This window comes from Photobacterium sp. J15 (assembly GCF_963870815.1).
GTDB classification, from domain to species: Bacteria; Pseudomonadota; Gammaproteobacteria; order Enterobacterales; family Vibrionaceae; genus Photobacterium; species Photobacterium marinum.
The window spans coordinates 1,781,033-1,798,266 of sequence record NZ_CAWMUI010000001.1; the positions used below are offsets into that span (position 1 = coordinate 1,781,033).

At 44.8% G+C, this 17,234-nt stretch carries 17 protein-coding genes; 15 read left to right on the forward strand and 2 right to left on the reverse strand.

Annotated features, from left to right (window positions below):
* Window positions 1-12: 12 nt before the first annotated feature.
* From AACQ93_RS08240 to AACQ93_RS08250, 3 genes are all read left to right on the forward strand, one after another.
* Window positions 13-570, forward strand: a complete 558-nt coding sequence (locus AACQ93_RS08240) for a prepilin-type N-terminal cleavage/methylation domain-containing protein (protein WP_064603822.1) — start codon at window positions 13-15, stop codon at window positions 568-570.
* A 250-nt stretch (window positions 571-820) separates the two neighbouring features.
* Window positions 821-1,384, forward strand: coding sequence for a CDP-alcohol phosphatidyltransferase family protein (locus AACQ93_RS08245; RefSeq protein ID WP_064603826.1), 564 nt, complete (start codon window positions 821-823; stop codon window positions 1,382-1,384).
* Between the two features lie 186 nt (window positions 1,385-1,570).
* On the forward strand, window positions 1,571-1,837 hold the full coding sequence (locus AACQ93_RS08250; protein ID WP_007461483.1) for a hypothetical protein: 267 nt from the start codon (window positions 1,571-1,573) through the stop codon (window positions 1,835-1,837).
* A gap of 59 nt (window positions 1,838-1,896) precedes the next feature.
* On the opposite strand, the gene AACQ93_RS08255 is transcribed toward AACQ93_RS08250, so the two are convergent.
* Complete coding sequence (locus tag AACQ93_RS08255) at window positions 1,897-2,658, reverse strand: YdcF family protein (RefSeq protein WP_064603829.1); 762 nt, start codon at window positions 2,656-2,658, stop codon at window positions 1,897-1,899.
* Window positions 2,659-2,840: 182 nt separating this feature from the next.
* Here AACQ93_RS08255 and AACQ93_RS08260 point away from each other — a divergent pair, with 182 nt between their 5' ends.
* From AACQ93_RS08260 to AACQ93_RS08275, 4 genes are all read left to right on the forward strand, one after another.
* Entirely contained in the window at window positions 2,841-3,269 is a 429-nt protein-coding gene (locus tag AACQ93_RS08260; RefSeq protein ID WP_064603831.1) for a VOC family protein, read from the forward strand.
* A gap of 112 nt (window positions 3,270-3,381) precedes the next feature.
* On the forward strand, window positions 3,382-4,089 hold the full coding sequence (locus tag AACQ93_RS08265) for an SGNH/GDSL hydrolase family protein (RefSeq protein ID WP_064603834.1): 708 nt from the start codon (window positions 3,382-3,384) through the stop codon (window positions 4,087-4,089).
* Window positions 4,090-4,148: 59 nt separating this feature from the next.
* Entirely contained in the window at window positions 4,149-4,499 is a 351-nt protein-coding gene (locus AACQ93_RS08270; RefSeq protein ID WP_064603836.1) for a carboxymuconolactone decarboxylase family protein, read from the forward strand.
* Between the two features lie 573 nt (window positions 4,500-5,072).
* Window positions 5,073-5,354: a hypothetical protein gene (locus tag AACQ93_RS08275; RefSeq protein ID WP_007461492.1), complete on the forward strand. Its 282-nt coding sequence runs from the start codon at window positions 5,073-5,075 to the stop codon at window positions 5,352-5,354.
* A gap of 123 nt (window positions 5,355-5,477) precedes the next feature.
* Here the strand turns inward: AACQ93_RS08275 and trpS are convergent, their stop codons facing one another.
* Window positions 5,478-6,503: a tryptophan--tRNA ligase gene (gene trpS, locus AACQ93_RS08280; protein WP_064603837.1), complete on the reverse strand. Its 1,026-nt coding sequence runs from the start codon at window positions 6,501-6,503 to the stop codon at window positions 5,478-5,480.
* A 320-nt stretch (window positions 6,504-6,823) separates the two neighbouring features.
* Between trpS and nadE the strand changes: the two genes are divergently transcribed.
* The 8 genes from nadE to AACQ93_RS08320 all read left to right on the forward strand — a co-directional run bounded on the left by nadE (window position 6,824) and on the right by AACQ93_RS08320 (window position 17,187).
* Window positions 6,824-7,783: an NAD(+) synthase gene (gene nadE / locus AACQ93_RS08285; protein ID WP_064603840.1), complete on the forward strand. Its 960-nt coding sequence runs from the start codon at window positions 6,824-6,826 to the stop codon at window positions 7,781-7,783.
* Window positions 7,784-7,878: 95 nt separating this feature from the next.
* The gene (locus tag AACQ93_RS08290) at window positions 7,879-8,625 is read left to right on the forward strand and encodes an SIMPL domain-containing protein (RefSeq protein ID WP_064603843.1); all 747 of its coding nucleotides are present in this window, start codon (window positions 7,879-7,881) and stop codon (window positions 8,623-8,625) included.
* A gap of 172 nt (window positions 8,626-8,797) precedes the next feature.
* Window positions 8,798-11,041: a peptidase U32 family protein gene (locus AACQ93_RS08295; RefSeq protein WP_064603846.1), complete on the forward strand. Its 2,244-nt coding sequence runs from the start codon at window positions 8,798-8,800 to the stop codon at window positions 11,039-11,041.
* A gap of 459 nt (window positions 11,042-11,500) precedes the next feature.
* On the forward strand, window positions 11,501-12,631 hold the full coding sequence (locus tag AACQ93_RS08300) for an efflux RND transporter periplasmic adaptor subunit (RefSeq protein ID WP_064603851.1): 1,131 nt from the start codon (window positions 11,501-11,503) through the stop codon (window positions 12,629-12,631).
* The gene (locus AACQ93_RS08305; protein ID WP_064603854.1) at window positions 12,624-13,943 is read left to right on the forward strand and encodes a TolC family protein; all 1,320 of its coding nucleotides are present in this window, start codon (window positions 12,624-12,626) and stop codon (window positions 13,941-13,943) included. The genes AACQ93_RS08300 and AACQ93_RS08305 overlap by 8 nt, the downstream gene beginning before the upstream one ends.
* Window positions 13,940-15,157, forward strand: coding sequence for an ABC transporter permease (locus AACQ93_RS08310; protein ID WP_064603862.1), 1,218 nt, complete (start codon window positions 13,940-13,942; stop codon window positions 15,155-15,157). The genes AACQ93_RS08305 and AACQ93_RS08310 overlap by 4 nt, the downstream gene beginning before the upstream one ends.
* 1 nt (window position 15,158) lies before the next feature.
* Window positions 15,159-16,439 carry an ABC transporter permease gene (locus AACQ93_RS08315; RefSeq protein ID WP_064603864.1) on the forward strand — a complete coding sequence of 427 codons (1,281 nt, stop codon included), beginning with the start codon at window positions 15,159-15,161 and terminating at the stop codon, window positions 16,437-16,439.
* Window positions 16,440-16,467: 28 nt separating this feature from the next.
* Entirely contained in the window at window positions 16,468-17,187 is a 720-nt protein-coding gene (locus AACQ93_RS08320; protein WP_064603867.1) for an ABC transporter ATP-binding protein, read from the forward strand.
* Window positions 17,188-17,234 lie beyond the last annotated feature (47 nt).

Sequence of the window (17,234 nt, forward strand, 5' to 3'; positions counted from 1 at the left end):
GTAAAGTGCCTGATGAAAAAGAACGGATTTACATTAATAGAGCTTGTTGTCGTAACTGTTGTGTTGGGAATTCTGGCTGTTACTGCCGCGCCACGATTTTTGAATCTGCAAAGTGACGCTCGAAATTCGGCATTGGAAGGACTAAAAGGTGCTGTTATATCGGGCTTAGAAGTGGGGTACGGCAAGATGACCATGGCTGGTTTAGATAGCGTTCCTTACATCACGAATAAAAGCACTGACGATAACAAGTATGTTGCGGAAATGATCCCGATTACAGGCTGTGAAAAAGAGGGGACTGATAGGTGTATTTTTCGCTTCGGTTATCCGGAAGCAAATTTTTATACGATCACCACTCTGGTTGATGGCATTAATAAACATTACCGACAAGATAAAGATTGGGGTATTACTAAGATAACAGGTGAAGACAATGTACTTGTTATCACGGATACATCAAATCTTGATTACACCAGCGAACCGCCAAAATTGGTAAATAATAGCTGCTATCTTCGCTATATAGATCCGACTCAGGTAAGTGAGACTTACAGTGTTGAAATTGTTCCTTGTCAGTAATTAACATCACCATTTAAATCATCGTTTTGACATGAATGAACCCCGTATTCTATGGTTTTTTTTTGACTCTATAACCTCCTAACTTCTGTTTGATTTTTACTCACGCTTTAACTTTAGCTATAAATATCTGTTTGAAATTAAAACTTATTTACCGGTATTTGGTTTACAGAATCTAAGTAATCAATGACATTTGGGTTTACACTCAAAGTAGATATGAAGTGCTCTTAGTCACTGGTTATGGGGTGAACTCATGGCAAATACTGGTATTAAGCTGATCCCGAATATTCTGACAACATCGAGGATGTTTCTGGCGATACCTATCTGCTGGTTAATTCTGGAACAAAGCTACGGTATTGTGTTGATACTTGCTTTTATCGCCGGGGTCAGCGACGGCCTTGATGGTTGGCTGGCACGAAAGCTTGATGCTCCGAGTGTATATGGTGCCGTGGCTGATCCGGTCTCAGATAAAATCATGCTGGTTGGTACTTATGTCTGCCTTGCGATTGTTGGCCTGCTCCCATGGTGGGTTGCCGGGATCATTGTGCTCAGAGACTTAGTGATAGTTAGTGGTGCCATTGCTTATTTCTTCGTTGTTGGGGGCTATGAAATGGAACCTAGCATATGGGGTAAGAGCAGTACCGGTTTGCAGATAGTGTTCGCATTGATGGTATTGACTCAGCAGGTGACACCGGTTTTCCCGGATTTTGTGATGCAAGCCGGGCTATGGCTGGTGGTTTTACTGGCCTTTATCAGTGGCGGTCATTACGTTTATGTCTGGAGTTCCAAGGCATTAAATGAGAAGCGTCACCAGTAGCTTCAGATTAAGAAACTCAGAAAATTACACTTTGATCACTGAACCGTTATGAAAACGGGAGGTTATCAGTTTTTAAATGGAACAGAGGTGATAAATTTAAACGAATTATTGTTCAGGAACAGTTAGTAGCATTATTCATACTACAATTGGTTTTGGCAGTTAATGTCAGATCAAAGGATGATAATTATGAATAATATCGCTGGTGGCTGGACGCCATATTCTACACATATTGATGACGAAATGCGGCATGTATTCGATCAGGCGATGGAAGGTTTGCTGGGTGTTAGTTATGAACCTTTCGCTGTATCAACTCAGATTGTTGCTGGCGTCAATTATCACTTCTTATGTAATGCTAAAGTGGCTGATCGCGAGGGCACAGAATACGCGGTTATGGTCACTATCAGTGAACTGATTAATGCTAAACCAGTTATTAATGAGATCCATAAAATTTAGCTGAAATCAGGTGAACCTGGAGCAAGGCTGAGTAATTACAATTACTCAGCCTGTTTTGTTTATGCCTGTCCCGGTTTGGTTCGTTTCGGGTTCCAGCCCATTGCATTGTACACATGGTAACGGACGACACCGATATATTCGTGTAGTGCAAAATCCGTAATAGCCAGGTTGTATGAAAGCGGCAGCGTCGATGGAATGGCATCCAGGTAATCGGCACGTATGGGAACAGGTACTACACCAAAGTGACGGAAGTAAATCAAGCTGCGGCGCAGGTGGATGCCGGAAGAAACTAGTACCACCTGATCGGCTTCTTTTTCATTCAGAATGGCACTGGTGAATTGTGCATTTTGCCAGGTATTCATACTGTTCGTTTCCGGGATAATATCAGCTTTACTGATACCAAGTTGAACCAGACTTTTTAGATAAACCGTTGCTTCATCTTCGCCGTTGTGTCGGGCATCACCGCCACTGACGATGATTTTACACTTCGCTCCGGTTTCCTTGCAGTCTTTATATAACATGGCTGATTCAAATAGTCGGCCAAAGGAAAACATGCCGGGTTCAATTGCATTAGTATTCGCAATCTTTTCTGTGCCAGCGCCAAGTAGCACAATGGCATTGTTTTCTCCCCATCGAATTACAGGCTTAGTGTCATAAGTAGATTGAAGATCATCCAAAAGGTGGGCAGGGACAAAACCACAGCCTGCTGCCAGGAAGATAAACCCGGAAAGCGCAAACAGGCTCATGCCTGTACGGCGCCATTTGATAGCAGTAAATGCTGTTGCAATGGTGAGCAAAAGAAGAAGTGTGATAATAACCATTTATTTTCTCTAGTTTATTATTGTGATTGTGTTGTTATATTTTTAGGCCGCGACAATAGCAAATTTGTTGCTATGCCGCGACATTTTGCCATTCGCATCACAACAAAACAGACCAGTTGCCGTCACAAAACTGACCCTGATTTAGTATGAAACCGAAGCTAACCAGTTATAGGGGCATAAAAATGGAACCACGGATTAGTATCATCACTCTGGGTGTTAGTGACTTAGAAAGATCATTTCACTTCTACCAGTCCTTGGGTTTTCCGACAACGCGAAAGCCTGAGTCCGGCATTATTTTTTTCCAAACCAGCGGCGTATGTTTGGCGCTATATCCGTTAGAAGAATTAGCGAAAGATGTATCTCCCGACATGCCTGTGGCAAAAAGTCGTTTTACCGGGATCACAATGGCGCATAACACCAAGAAGAAAGAAGAGGTTGATGACATTCTTCGTCGGGCTGAAACTGCTGGAGGAGTGATCGAAAAGCCAGCTCAGGATGTTTTCTGGGGCGGTTATAGTGGCTATTTTTCAGATCCAGATGGCTATCTGTGGGAGGTCGCTTATGCAGACTGTTGGCAGTTTAACCCTGATGGCAGCTTGGTAATTGATTAAACAGTCTTTAATATCAAACACCTCACATCAGAATATGATCCTATGCTTAAGCAATCAGTCTGTGCAGTTTTGCATTATTGCCTGAATGAAATGCTTAAGGTAGGAGATAGGTATGATTCACCAGTTGGCTTTGCTCTTGATGGCTCCGGTATTTGTTGCACAGGGCGAGTACGTAAAGCGGAGTACACCTAAGTTAGAAGAAGCCATGGGCCCCAGAAGCGGCACTTGCGGAAAGGGAAAAAGATTGCGGCTCTTGCTGCTTGGTGACTCTGCTGCCGCGGGTGTCGGGGTCCAGTACCAGTCTCAGGCGCTATCCGGGCATTTAGCTAATGAGCTGTCTGATTACTTTCGGCTGAAATGGCATCTGGTTGCTAAATCCGGAATGACAACCAGAGCTATGAGCCAGCAACTTGTCTACCATCCACGAGAGCCTTATGACATTGTTGTGTTATCACTAGGAGTGAATGATATTGCCCAGCCAATCAGTTCGATGAAATGGGTAGAACAACAGAAGATGTTGGTTAATCAGCTTCGTCATCGCTTTTCCTGCAAACAGATAATCCTTACCAAAATTCCTCCGATAGAAAGGTTTCCGGCTCTGCCGTCCCCTTTACGCTGGTATATGGGCAATAAAGCAAAATCATTTAACCAGCGACTGACTTATTGGGTCAATAAAGAGCATGACTGTGATCTGATAGATCTTAATCATAAATTAGAACCTCACCACATGGCGATTGATGGTTTTCATCCCGGAGAAGCTGTTTATCAGTGCTGGGGAGAGGCTATTGCAAGCGTTATTAAAGCTCGGTGGAAGGATTAAACAGAGATAGCTTTCTGCCTGTCTATACTCATAAACATGTTTGTTATCAGGAGTGAATTATGATTGCCAAGCCGTCCAAACAGTATCTAAAGATGAAGCAGAAGCACCCGGATTTTATTGATGCTGTAGAAACTCTCGGTAAAGCCGTGAGGCAAGAAGGGCCCGTTGATGAAAAAACAGCGCAACTGATTCAGCTGGCAGCCGCAACAGCGATTCGTTCTGAAGGTGCTGTTCACAGCCATGCCAGAAGGGCGTTTGAAGCCGGCGCAAGTGCCGATGAGATCCGCCATGCTTTGCTTTTGCTGACCAGTACATTAGGTTTTCCGTGTGTGATGGCTGCTATCAGTTGGGTTGATGAAAAGCTGGAAAATATGAAGCCGACAGAAGGCGGCACCGACTGGGAAGTGTAGAGTTGCTAAGTAGGTGATTGGACAAATACCGGTTTTTAGACAGAAAGAAACCCGCGACACAGGCGGGTTTCAGAATTACGGATAAGAAAACTGGAGATTGAAAAGCGCGTCGAGAGTTAGCTCTTACAGGGTTCTGCTTCTCTCTCGTTGACCACGCTGCAAGCCCAGAAACTCACGTGGTTGCTACTCTTTCCCCTCATCTCCATAAGACCTATTGGCAGAAAGATACGCTTTCCATTAATCAGTATAGATCAGCACTGTCGATCGTCCAGTTTTTGTACAGTATTAGCTTTTGTTCGGTATGTGCTGAGGTTTTGGTGATAATCCGAGCTGTTTGCGGAAAAGCCTCCGGTAAATATTTATTCAATCTGAGAGCAAATGAGATCGAACGCAAGTAATGAATAAAAACAAACTATTGATAATAATGATAATTTCCTATTATTGATGCGCTTCACGATCTGGGCTGATCTTAGCTGTTATCTTGCCTGCCTCGAAGGGAATGCACGCTAGCCTTCTGATAATAAAAGCATTTTTTACAGTTGCATTTTCTTTCCGTTTTAAAAGGATACACACATGGCAAATATTCGACCAACATCTAATCACCCTAATGGTTTTAGCGGCTTACCTTGGTATGAAATGAGGGAAAACCTGCTTTATCCAACAGTTGCACACCCAAAAGGCTGGAGTGGATTTCCGTGGTTTGAAGTCAGAGAAGACAACAAAATCTATGCGACAGCAAATCATCCGGAAGGCCCGTCTGCATTGCCTTGGTTTGAAGTAGATCGTAAATACATCAGTTGCACCATTAACCATCCTAAAGGTTGGCACAGTTGCCCTTGGTATGAAATTGTTTAAAAGTAAATTTCAACGATGATTTGAAATGGTCTCTTAAACAGAAAAGTAAGAGCAGGGCAAAACAAGGTTTGCCCTGTCGGCAATTTCCCGGTCAACCCGGTTTTGGCTCAGTTCTGGTACAGTTCAGAACAGCTTCAACCCAAACGCATGTTTCACCCTGTTTAGCACATCACCTGTTTCATCCCTGGCTCTCTCGGTTCCGGTCTTCAAAATTTCCACCAATTGTCCTTTGTCGCTCATTAATTCTTCTCTGCGCTGGCGTATAGGCTGAATCAACTCTTGCAGGCAGGATTCAAGAATGGCTTTAGTTTTCCCGTCACCTAATCCACCGGCACGGTATTGAGCTTTCAGTTCTTCAACGTAAGCATTATCCGGATAGAAAGCATCAAGGTAGGTAAACACCACATTGCCTTCCACTTTGCCCGGATCTTCAATTCGCAGGTGGCCCGGATCGGTATACATGGCTTTAACGGCTTGTTTTATTTCTCGTTCGGTTGCGCTGAGTAAAATGGCATTTCCCATCGATTTGGACATTTTGTTTTTGCCGTCAGTGCTTGGCAGGCGCGAAACAGGGCTTAGTAGTGGCTTACATTCTTTGAGAATCGGCTTGTTGGCAATGTGATTGAGCTTGCGCACAATTTCGTTGGTTTGCTCAATCATCGGTAGTTGGTCATCACCGACTGGGATCAAGGTGGCGTTAAAAGCCGTGATATCAGCTGCCTGACTGATCGGATAGGTCAGAAACCCGGCCGGAATAGAACGACCGAAGTCTTTTGATTTGATCTCGTTTTTTACTGTGGGGTTGCGTTCAAGCCGGGAGATAGAAACCAAGTTTGAATAGAACATAGAAAGCTCAGCCAGTGCCGGAATAGCCGATTGCAGGCAAATGGTTGTCAGCGCCGGATCAATGCCGACAGCCAGGTAGTCAGCCACTACATTCAAAATATTGGATGAGACTTTGTTCGGGTTATGACCGTTATCGGTTAAACCCTGCATATCTGCTACCAGAATAGTCTGATGATATTGATGCTGGAGTTGGACGCGTTGCTGAAGGGAGCCGACGTAATGGCCCAAATGAAGTTGTCCGGTTGCACGATCGCCGGTCAGAATTTTTTCTTGTGATACTTGATTAGAGAGTGTTGCAGACATTTATCTTACCTCGAAGTTGGCCGTCCAGAGGCAAGACATTGGTGATCTGTTGTGATCCTATTGCTGCCATCTGGCGGCAATAGAAAAAATACAGTTATGTGCCGCGCTTTAATTTAAAGCACGCCACCAAGATGGGATGAAAAATACAGGTTTATTAATTTTCATGAACATCAAGCTATCAGCCCGAAAGGGGATACGCAAGTTCTTATTTACGAAAATGTTCTGGTGATTACTTGTGATACCCGAAACCATCATTGGCTCGTCTATGATGGAAATAGGCACCGAGGTATGGAATCTATGAATAGGTGTCGGGAGAGGAAATGCTTGAGATTGATGCCGCGCGCGCAGCTACAGCGATTGAACAATATATCTCAGATCTGTGTGATGAGAGAAATAAGCATTGCGTGGTGATGGGGTTAAGCGGTGGAATTGATTCTGCTGTACTCATCACCCTTGCTGTACGGGCGGTTGGTGCTGACAGGGTAAAAGCGTATTTTCTGAAAGACAGGGACAGCGAATCAGACTCCGAAGTTAAAGCCCGCACTATGGCTGATTGGTTAGGCATTGAACTTCAGGTCCGGGACATCTCACAAGTGATGGGGCAAAAGGGGGTCTATGCCCCTTTGATAATGCGTATAAGTCGGCTGGGTGCACCAACCAAACGATTTTTATTGTGGCTGTATCAGGTTGTTTTTCGCGAAACTGCACATTTGACGACTATTAAGGGCGGCAGTGGTCACTTGGGACGAAATCCTTTAAAGCGCCTGATTTATCGTTTTTGTATTACACCGCTGGTGAAAAGTTTTAATATCCGCCATATATTCCGGCGCAAATTAATTGAAAAGGAAGCAGAGAGGTACGACGGAATTATTATTGGTGCCGCGAACAGAACTGAAGAGCAAGCCGGCTGGTTTGTTAAGAAAGGAATCGACGATATGCCCCTGCAACCTATGGCTGGCTTATATAAAACTCAGGTCTGGCAGCTTAGTGAATTTCTCGGGCTACCGCAAACAATACGTGAACAGCTTCCTTCTCCGGATATGGTCAAAGGTGTTACTTCCGAGATGAGTATAGGAATAACCTATCGGCGGTTGGATGAGATACTGGATTACATTGATCGCGGTTTTACAGAAGAGGCGATTTTAGCCCGAGGAATTACAAAACAAGAGTTGACTAATACCCGTGACATTCAGTTTTATTCTGCTTGGATGCGCGACTCACCACATGAGATACCACCGATGAACGGCTTGGCAGGAAGTCCTTACAGAACAGACACGTGATATCTCTCTATTCTTGTCATTGTTATGACACAGTTTGCTTTTCTGCTCGTGTAATATTTGACCATTGAATGGTGAATTACATTAAGGATGTCGTAATGGACAATAATCAAAAAGGACTCTTTTTTCTCGGTATATTTCTGGCAATTGGTTTGAGTATTGCCGGTTACTTTATCAGTCAGACAATTTATAACTCGAAAGTGGCATTAAATACTGCGGAAGCGAAAGGTTTGGCAGAAAGGCGAGTTCGGGCAGATACTGCAAACTGGGATTTGGTTTTCTCAGTATCCGGCAAAACCAAAGCAGAATTACCTGATCTTTATGCCGAAGCAGAAAAACGTCAGAAAATAATAATCGAGATGCTGAAAGAAAAAGGCTTCGAAGAAAATGAAATTGAAATCGGAGTGATTGATTATTATCCGGAAGAATATCGCGATGAAAATCAGAACCTGGTTGACCAGAAACATAACTTAGTCGGCTCTATCACTGTGAATACTCATAAAGTAGATTTGGTTTCAAAAGTGCGAGCAGATGTGAATACCTTGATTGCCCGCGGGATTGATATTGAAAACCGTGCGCCAGTTTACCTGTTTACCAAACTGAATGACATCAAGCCTGATATGTTAAGAGAAGCAACCAAGAATGCTCGCCTTGCTGCTAACGAGTTCGCGCAGAATGCTGGAGTGACGGTTGGGGGAATCCGCAGTGCCCGTCAGGGAAGCTTCTATATCAAGGATGCCGGTAACAGCTACGGTGACACCGAGAAGATTGAAAAAGATGTGCGTGTTGTCACCACAATCACTTTCTATCTGACTGACAATAGATGCTTTTGCTTTAGCAAATGAGAAGGGATTCTGTTTTGGACTCTTCTCATTTTTTTGTTTTTAACTCGTTATATGTTTCAACTCTCTCGTCAATTCGCCTATTGATATCCCTGCTTATAGACATGAATTAACCCTTACAAGTAAAATACGCCCCCTTCAAATAAAGCAAAATAGACAAGTGGGTTATGTCGCTATGAGAAACAAGTTTGAGTTATTGGCACCGGGTGGCGATATTGAGTCTATAAAAGCGGCGATTGTTGCAGGTGCAGATGCAATATATTGCGGGCTTGATAATTTTAATGCCAGAAATCGAGCGACAAATTTAACATTTGATAACTTAAACGGTGTGGTAAGGCTTGCTCATAAACATAACTGCAAAGTATTTCTGACGCTTAACATTATTATTCTTGAAAGTGAAATCCCTGCGATTATCCGCCTGCTGAATAAGCTGGTGAATACCAAAATTGACGGGGTAATTGTTCAGGATCTGGGTCTGTTCTATATCCTGAAAGAGCATTTTAAAGATCTGGATGTACATGCTTCCACCCAGGTAAACACCCATAACACAGGGCAAATCCGCTTTCTGAGTAAGCTGACAGCCAGCCGGGTGAATTTGTCCCGAGAGCTGAATATCGGTGAAATCAAACACTTGTCCTATTTTGGCCTCGAGCATAACGTTCTGACAGAAGTCTTTGTTCACGGCTCATACTGTATCGGTTTCTCCGGCTTGTGCTATATCAGCTCGGTTCGTAATGGCAGCTCAGGTAACCGTGGTCGTTGTAGTCAGCCATGTCGTGATCAGTACCAGACCACGACCGTCGGTAAAGATTACCCGCTTAACATGAAAGATAACTCCGCATTTTCAGATCTGAAGGAGTTGGTTGATGCCGGTGTCTATTCCCTGAAAGTGGAAGGGCGAATTAAGAAATCTCATTACGTTTATACGGCTGTCGATAACTGGAATCGTCAGTTGAATAGCTACTGCAACAGCGGTGAGGTGTTGACAGATAACAGCGAGCTTTACACCGTATTTAACCGTGACTTCTCGAACGGTTATCTGATGGGGGATATCCACAAAGGGATGTTCATTGATAACCCGCGTGATAACTCGGCGAAGCATTTTGCCAGCCTGAGCAACTGCAATACGGAAGACGGCTTTAAGCAGATTAAGAAAAAACTCTACGATGATAAGACAGAGATCATCAAGACAGTTGAAGCCAAAATCAAAGATCTGAGTATTGATAAGTTGCCGCTGGTTGTGACCGTATCCGGGCAGGCTGGTACAAAACTGAAAGTCACAGTGACTTCGCCGGAAAACACGTTTGAGGTTTACTCTGAGTCTGAGCTGATTAACTCTGACAAGTACACCATCGATCGTACTTGTAACGAAAAGTGGCTTAAGTGCCTGAATAATGAAGACTATATTATTGAATCGTTCAACAACGAAGAACTCGCAGGTAGCTTATATGTACCGTTTTATGAATTGGCTGAGATGAAAGATCATATCGCCTTTATCATAAATGGTTCGAAGACGCGGATTAAGGCGATTGATACTCCTAAGCTGGAAAAAACGGCACCGCTTGCAACCAAGCCGAGTTTGTCTGTTTTGATTTCAGCAGAGAATGATGTGGCGCTGTGTGACAGCACATCAGCTGATATTTATTATCAGCTGCCTGATGGTTTGCATGCTGAATTACCTAAGCTGGTTGAGCTGTTCAAGCAGAACCCGAAATTGATCCCATGGTTCCCTGCAATTCTGATTGGGGAAAACTATGAAGCGGCAGTCGCGTTCTTAGAGCAAGTTAAACCTGAGCTTATTGTTACGAACAATACTGGTGTGGCTTATGCAGCATATGAGCAGGGTATCGATTGGGTAGCAGGCCCGCAACTGAACGTCACTAACTCCTTCAGCCTGCAATGTATGAAAGAAGAGTTCAACTGCACAGGCTCTTTCATTTCCAATGAGATTAAGAAGCAGCAAATCAAACATATTGTCAGGCCGCATAACTTTAAGCTGTTCTACAGCATCTATCATCCGATTATGCTGTTAACCAGTCGCCAGTGTTTGTTCCATCAAACCGTTGGCTGTAAGAAGAAGCGCTTTGATCATCGCTGTCTGAAAAAGTGTGATAAGTCGGCATCGATTTTAAGCCTGAAAGATTCAGCTTTTGTTGTGGATAAGCAGCGAGGCAGCCATAACACCATGTACAGTGAGCACAATTACCTCAACATGGATATTCTGACAGATCTGCCGGGAATGTTTTCCAGCTACTTCATTGATTTGAGAAACATTCAGACTGCGACACAGGTGACGGTAGATAAAACGTCTGTCATTGAAAGGTTCCAGCATCTTATTGATGGGGAGCCGACTGTAAGAAGTGAAATTGAGTCAGTGATAGCACCGACCATTAAGTCGCAATATATCAAGGGGCTATAACATAGTTGAGGTGCATACCCAGGCATCCAACAAGTTCATACCTCAGGCGCCGGATAGAGATATCCGGCGCTTTTTTTTGCGGTGATGAAATTGAGCGTACTGATTAAAAAGGCAATATTGTCTTTGTATTTTTATTTGTGTGACATATTATTCCATCTGGCGCATGTGCAGCAGTGCTCACTGTTTGGTCGATGGGTCATTTTTGACTGATATTAATCGTTAATAGAGGGTGAACGTATCGGTGTTACTCTACAGCGATTAAAACTTATTGACTTTCGATAATAAGTTAATGTTTAATTCAATTCGAACGCTGTATTATTTTATACAAAAAATGACAAAGTGGTACATAAAATCGTGTATGGCTCCGGCATAATTTTGCTTCGGGAACTATGAGATTCGGGCCGATCGATGGTCTGAAGGCGTTCGGTATTAATTTTCTTATTAACGACGGAATAGATTATGAAAAAGCGCTGGATCGCAGCGTCACTGACAGCTGTTTTATTAGCCGGAGCAGGGTATTACGCTTATCCGGACGCAGAGACTAATGACATGTTGCCTTTGATTACGGCAACAACAGGCACGATTGAAAAGCAGGCCGTGGCTGTCGGGCAGATTGTCCCTGCCCATTCGGTACAGGTGAAATCTCAACTTGAAGGCATTGTCGGTGAGGTTTACCACAAAGTTGGTGAAAACGTAGAAGCCGGTACGCCGCTTTTCAAGATCCGTCCGAATCCGACGCCGGTGCGTCTTACCGAAGCGGTGACTCAGCTAATGTCCAGTGAAGCGGAGTTGGAATCTTCTCAACGAAAGTTGGAGAACTTACAGCGCTTGGTAGAACAAAAAGTCGTACCTGAAAACTATGGCCAGTTCATCGAAGCCAAAGCTAACGTTAAGCGGGCCAAAGCTGATTTACAGCAGAAACAGCAGAACCTGGATCTAATTCGAAGCGGTGAGTCTTCAGTTGGCGAGTCGAAACTGACGTCAACCATTTATGCGCCAGTCAGCGGGACGATTCTTAACGTAAAAGTAGAGGTTGGTGAGCCGATTATCTCTACTGAATCCAGCCAGTCAGCATCTGAGATGATGACGCTGGCAAACATGGACGACATGATTTTTAAGGGCAGTGTCAGTGAGCATGATGCTGCGCAGCTACATGCCGGTATGCCTGTATCTATCACGTTGGCACCGTATCCGGAAGCTGAGCTGACAGGCACTCTGAGTAAGGTTGCTGTTCAGTCAGAAAAGCTGAATGCTTCATCCAGTAATGGCAGTAATAGCTTTGACAACGGGTTTGAAGTTGAAGTCAGCGATATTCACTTCCCTGAAGGGCTAACCATTCGTTCCGGTTTTTCGGCAACAGCGAAGATCACTCTGAAAAAGGCTGAATTAGTGACCACGATTCCGGAGCGTGTTCTTCAGTTTAGTGGTGAAAATCCGGAAGTGCTGGTGGCTGATGACTCTGAACAAGGATTTCACACTGAGCCTGTTAAGTTAGGTCTTTCTGACGGAATAAATGTTGAAGTGGTATCCGGTTTGAAAGAAGGGGATGAAATCGTTGACTCCAGCATGATGGGGGCACCGAATGTTTAGTCCTCAGCAATTGATTAAGCAGCAGAAAGCCGTGGGGCGCTCCTCATTAGCTAAGGTCTTCTTATCTGGCCTATCTCTGGCATTAATGACCGCAAGTTTTCAAAGTTATGCGATGACGATTGAACAGGCTTGGAAAGCTGCAAAAGCGTATGATCCTGATTATCAGAAAGCGCAGATTGGTGAAAAGATCGGAGAAACAAATGTTCGCAGCAGCCGAGGTGAATTGCTGCCTGATTTAACTCTTAATGCAAATAGCAATTGGTATGAGCATAACGACACCACGACTGGTTACAGTGTCACCTTGAATCAGGTGCTGTGGGACAGCAGTAAGTGGTCAAAACTGGATGTCAGTGAAGCTTTGGCATTGGAAGCGCAGTTAAAAGTTCAGCAGGCTCACAATGAATTAGCAGAGAAACTGATAACTGCTTATCTGAATCTGGCGCAGGCTCAGGGTGATTTTCGTCTTGCTCAGCAAAAGCTGGTTGAGGGTGAAAAGCAACTCAACATTATTGAGCAGAACTTTTGTGCCGGTAAGTCAATGTCGACGGAGCTTGAAGATGCTAAAGCCAACCAGGTCGATATCGAAGCTGAACTTCTCGCTAAGCGATCTGTCGTTGAAGAGCGTAAAGCCGGGCTGGCTGCTTTAATTAGCAGCCTGCCGGAGCAAGTTGATGAAATCAGTACGAGTGATTTAAGCAGGCCGCAAATGGCAGTGCAGAGCCAGGACGAGTGGCTGACTCTGGCAAAAAATAACAGCCCCGAACTACTGGCTGCGAAACAAAAGCTTAAATCTGTCGAATTTAGTCAGGAGCAGGCTGAGTCTGGGTATTATCCGACAGTTACCGGGCAGGTGAGCTATAGCGATAATGATCGCTCAAGCCAGCATGATTTGAATGCCGGGATTACGTTGTCATTGCCGATTGATCTTAACGGTTCGACTAAAGCAAATGTTGATCGGTCTAAGTTGGAAGTGATGCAGGCCAAACAGGATGTTCGCAGTGTTGAAATTCGTATACGCGAACAAATTCAGACTCGTTTTAACCAGATTGATTTTGATTGGCAGCGAGTTGAAATGGCTCAGCAACAAGTAAATTCACGGGAAAGGGCACTAAAAAGCAAACAGGCTGTCTACAATGCTGGCCTTGCGACAGCTGATGACGTTATTGATGCTCACAACAGGTTTTATGACAGTAAGAACAGCCTTCAGTCTTTGCTGTATCAATACTGGTTGCATCGGGTTGCGCTGTTAAAGTCAGTCGGTCAGTTGAACGACAATACGATTAAGCATATATCACGGGCACTGCAGTCATGAATGCGCTGATTCTGCAAACTATTCAGACTTTGTTGGCGCACAGGCTGAGAAGCATGCTGGCGATGATCGCTATCGTTTGGGGGATCGTCTCGGTATTGGTGTTGGTGGCCTTAGGTGAAGGTTTTTATCAGGTTAATACCAAAGCATTTTCAATGTTACTTAGTGATACTCAGCCGGTATGGCCTGAAATGACGAGCAAGCCATGGCAAGGTTTGCCTGCAAGAAGAGAGGTTTTAGTAACAGAAACCGAGATGAGGCAGCTTGAACGTCAGCCTGCTGTGGAAGGCATCTCAGTTATTTATCAAAACTGGGAAGCCAGTGTGTCAGATATGCAAGGGCTGGGGTTGCCGGGGTATGTTCGGGGAGTCGATGGGTATTTCTCAACATGGCGGAAGCAAAAGCTAATTAGCGGCTCACGGTCAATTAGTCCGAATGATATTCGTAACCATAATCGTGTTGCTGTCGTGGGTTGGCAGTTGGCCCAAATTGGTGGTTTGAGCCTTGGCGGTGAGTTAAAGATAAATAGTATTCCGTTCACTATTATCGGTGTTACTGAGGAAAGTGAAGGCGGCTTTCGGATGGATAATGATGAGCAGCAGGTGATAATCCCGTCTTCTGTGTTCACGGATATCTGGCACAAAAATCCAGGGATGTTGATTGTGCAACCGGCGGAAGGTATATCCGGTGTGGTATTGCGCAAAAGTCTGATGTCGTTCTTTGCCAAACAGCAGCACTTTGATCCGACTGACAATCGCGCTATGTATATGCCTGATTTCAGCAAAGATGCGAAGTTCTTTACTACTTTACTTCGTGGTATTCAGCTATTTCTTGGTGCAAGCGGGGCGATGACCCTTGCTGTTGGTGCTTTGGGTGTAGCCAATATTATGTTTCTGTCCGTAACGGAACGAACTCGTGAGATTGGTATCCGCCTTGCGATAGGAGCAACACCGGGGAGCATTTTGGTTCAGTTCATGACTGAAGGTGGAATTTTAGTGCTGGCTGGAACTGGTGTGGGGCTTTTATTGTCTTATGGTTTTGTTACCGCGATGACAGTTATCGGAATGCCGGACTGGCTGGGGATTCCGCAAATCACGCTTGATGCTATTTTGATGGCGTTGGGGGTAACTGCTGTGCTGGCAATGATGGCGGCATATTTTCCGGCGAAAAGGGCTTCTAAGCTGACGCCTGTAATTGCGTTGGGGGCGAGGGGATAAGATGTTTTTACTTCGTCAGATATTACAGGAAATGGCGGCAGAAAAATTGCGCCTGAGCCTGACAATTCTTGCTGTGGTATGGGCAACAGTGTGTATTACCGTGATGTTGTCTGTCGGTGAAGGGCTACGTCAGGGCTTAATCAGAAGTTCAGAAAGTGGCAACGGTAAACTGATTTATTTAAATGGTGGTTACGCTACTAAAGATTACGGGCGTTTTCATCAGGGGGAGCGTTTAAAGCTTAAACCTGAAGATATTGATGTGATTCGTGCTCTGCCTTCGGTAAAAAATGCGGAACCAAGTGGTTCTTGGAACGCAAAGGTAACAAATGGAGATAAGGGGCTCTGGGATTCGCCACTGGCCGTTTATCCCGGTTACCGTGACCTGATGGGATTTAAGATGGCACCGGGTAGTCGCTGGTTTAATCCGCTGGATATGAAAGAGCAGCGAAAAGTGATTGTTCTTGGGCAAAGTGCAGCTTACCTGCTTTTTAATGACAGTGACGAGTTTGATTGGCTTGATTCACCGAAACTGACGTCAAATCCTGTTGGTAAAACCGTCAAAGTGGGGAATGAAGATTTTACCCTGATAGGTTTAATTGAAAGTAGCAGCGCTAACGTTGAAAACGGTGTGCCGCTGGATTACACCGTATTTGTACCTTTTACCACTTGGCGCAGGTTCAATCCGAATGAGGCCATCAATGCTATTAATATTGAACCGGTAAAAAGTGTTGATCGACTGCAACTGGCTAAGACAGCGAAACAGGTAATCGCTCGCAAATATGAAGCCAGTATGTCGGATGAGCAGCTTATTCAGAGTCAGGACCTGCTGTTGCGTCAGAAAACAATGCGACGTTTTTTGGTTGGTCTGCAAAGTTTCCTCGGTGTTATTGGTCTGGTCACCTTGGGTGTGGCTGGTATCGGAATCGCCAATGTAATGTATGCGACGGTGAAACGTGCTACACGGGACATCGGTATCCGGATGGCAATCGGTGCAACACCGGGGGATATAAAACGTCATTATTTATTGCAGTCTCTGCTGACTATGGCAATAGGCGGCATGCTAGGACTTGCGCTGACATTCAGCCTGGTTGAGCTGCTGCAAAGCTTGCCGTTTGACGGCAATGCAATTTATGAAGAATTAGGGAAGCCGAAACCAGAGCTTTCAGTCTCCATAGTAATCATTGTCATTCTGGCTTTGGGCCTCGTTGGTATCGCTGCCGCCTGGTTCCCTGCAAATCGCGCAGCCGGTATCACGCCTTTAGAGGCGCTTCAAAGTGAATGATTACAGGTATAAGAAAAATAGGACAAGTATGTCGACATCGACCCCATTAGTACAGCTAAGCAATATTTGTAAGTATTACCAGAGTGGTGAGGAAACAGTTCGCGCATTGGATCAGGTATCGCTGAACATTCACCGTGGGGAATATCTGTCAATTTTAGGCCCTTCAGGTTCGGGCAAGTCAACTTTAATGAATGTGTTGGGCTGCCTTGATAAACCGACGTCAGGGGATTACCGCCTTGATAACGAAGATGTTTCGGTGATGAGCAGTAAACAGCTGGCAGCAATCCGTAATCGCAATATCGGTTTTGTGTTCCAGGGGTTCAACCTGCTCGATTATGGCAGTGCACTGGATAATGTGGCTTTGCCGTTGGTTTACAGCGGTATTAAGGCTAAAGAGCGCAGAGAGAAAGCCGCTTACCTTCTTGAGCGTGTTGGGTTGGGTGAGCGTATGGATCACAAACCCAATCAGCTGTCAGGCGGTCAGAAGCAGCGGGTAGCCATTGCCAGAGCTCTGGTGAATGATCCTCAGATCATTCTTGCCGATGAACCGACTGGTGCGCTGGATTCCCGTTCGGGCAGCGAGATCGAAGCATTGTTTAATGAATTGCACCAGGAAGGGCGAACCCTGATTGTGGTGACCCATGATGTTGCACTGGCAAAGCGAACGCACAGAATCATCAATATCAAAGATGGTCAGGTAGTCGGGGACGAGCAATTGGTTCCGCGAGAAACTGAATTAGTTTTATGATCTGAGCTGAGTCGTTTTAGCCTGAGCTCAGGCAGAAAAAAGCCCCG

Coding starts and splice junctions, on each gene's coding strand:
- AACQ93_RS08250 (WP_007461483.1), top strand. CDS start 1,571: ATGAATAATATCGCTGGTGGCTGGACGCCATATTCTACACATATTGAT.
- trpS (WP_064603837.1), bottom strand. CDS start 6,503: ATGTCTGCAACACTCTCTAATCAAGTATCACAAGAAAAAATTCTGACC.
- AACQ93_RS08305 (WP_064603854.1), top strand. CDS start 12,624: ATGTTTAGTCCTCAGCAATTGATTAAGCAGCAGAAAGCCGTGGGGCGC.
- AACQ93_RS08290 (WP_064603843.1), top strand. CDS start 7,879: ATGGACAATAATCAAAAAGGACTCTTTTTTCTCGGTATATTTCTGGCA.
- AACQ93_RS08265 (WP_064603834.1), top strand. CDS start 3,382: ATGATTCACCAGTTGGCTTTGCTCTTGATGGCTCCGGTATTTGTTGCA.
- AACQ93_RS08270 (WP_064603836.1), top strand. CDS start 4,149: ATGATTGCCAAGCCGTCCAAACAGTATCTAAAGATGAAGCAGAAGCAC.
- AACQ93_RS08255 (WP_064603829.1), bottom strand. CDS start 2,658: ATGGTTATTATCACACTTCTTCTTTTGCTCACCATTGCAACAGCATTT.
- AACQ93_RS08275 (WP_007461492.1), top strand. CDS start 5,073: ATGGCAAATATTCGACCAACATCTAATCACCCTAATGGTTTTAGCGGC.
- AACQ93_RS08320 (WP_064603867.1), top strand. CDS start 16,468: ATGTCGACATCGACCCCATTAGTACAGCTAAGCAATATTTGTAAGTAT.
- AACQ93_RS08315 (WP_064603864.1), top strand. CDS start 15,159: ATGTTTTTACTTCGTCAGATATTACAGGAAATGGCGGCAGAAAAATTG.
- AACQ93_RS08295 (WP_064603846.1), top strand. CDS start 8,798: ATGAGAAACAAGTTTGAGTTATTGGCACCGGGTGGCGATATTGAGTCT.
- nadE (WP_064603840.1), top strand. CDS start 6,824: ATGCTTGAGATTGATGCCGCGCGCGCAGCTACAGCGATTGAACAATAT.
- AACQ93_RS08300 (WP_064603851.1), top strand. CDS start 11,501: ATGAAAAAGCGCTGGATCGCAGCGTCACTGACAGCTGTTTTATTAGCC.
- AACQ93_RS08245 (WP_064603826.1), top strand. CDS start 821: ATGGCAAATACTGGTATTAAGCTGATCCCGAATATTCTGACAACATCG.
- AACQ93_RS08240 (WP_064603822.1), top strand. CDS start 13: ATGAAAAAGAACGGATTTACATTAATAGAGCTTGTTGTCGTAACTGTT.
- AACQ93_RS08260 (WP_064603831.1), top strand. CDS start 2,841: ATGGAACCACGGATTAGTATCATCACTCTGGGTGTTAGTGACTTAGAA.
- AACQ93_RS08310 (WP_064603862.1), top strand. CDS start 13,940: ATGAATGCGCTGATTCTGCAAACTATTCAGACTTTGTTGGCGCACAGG.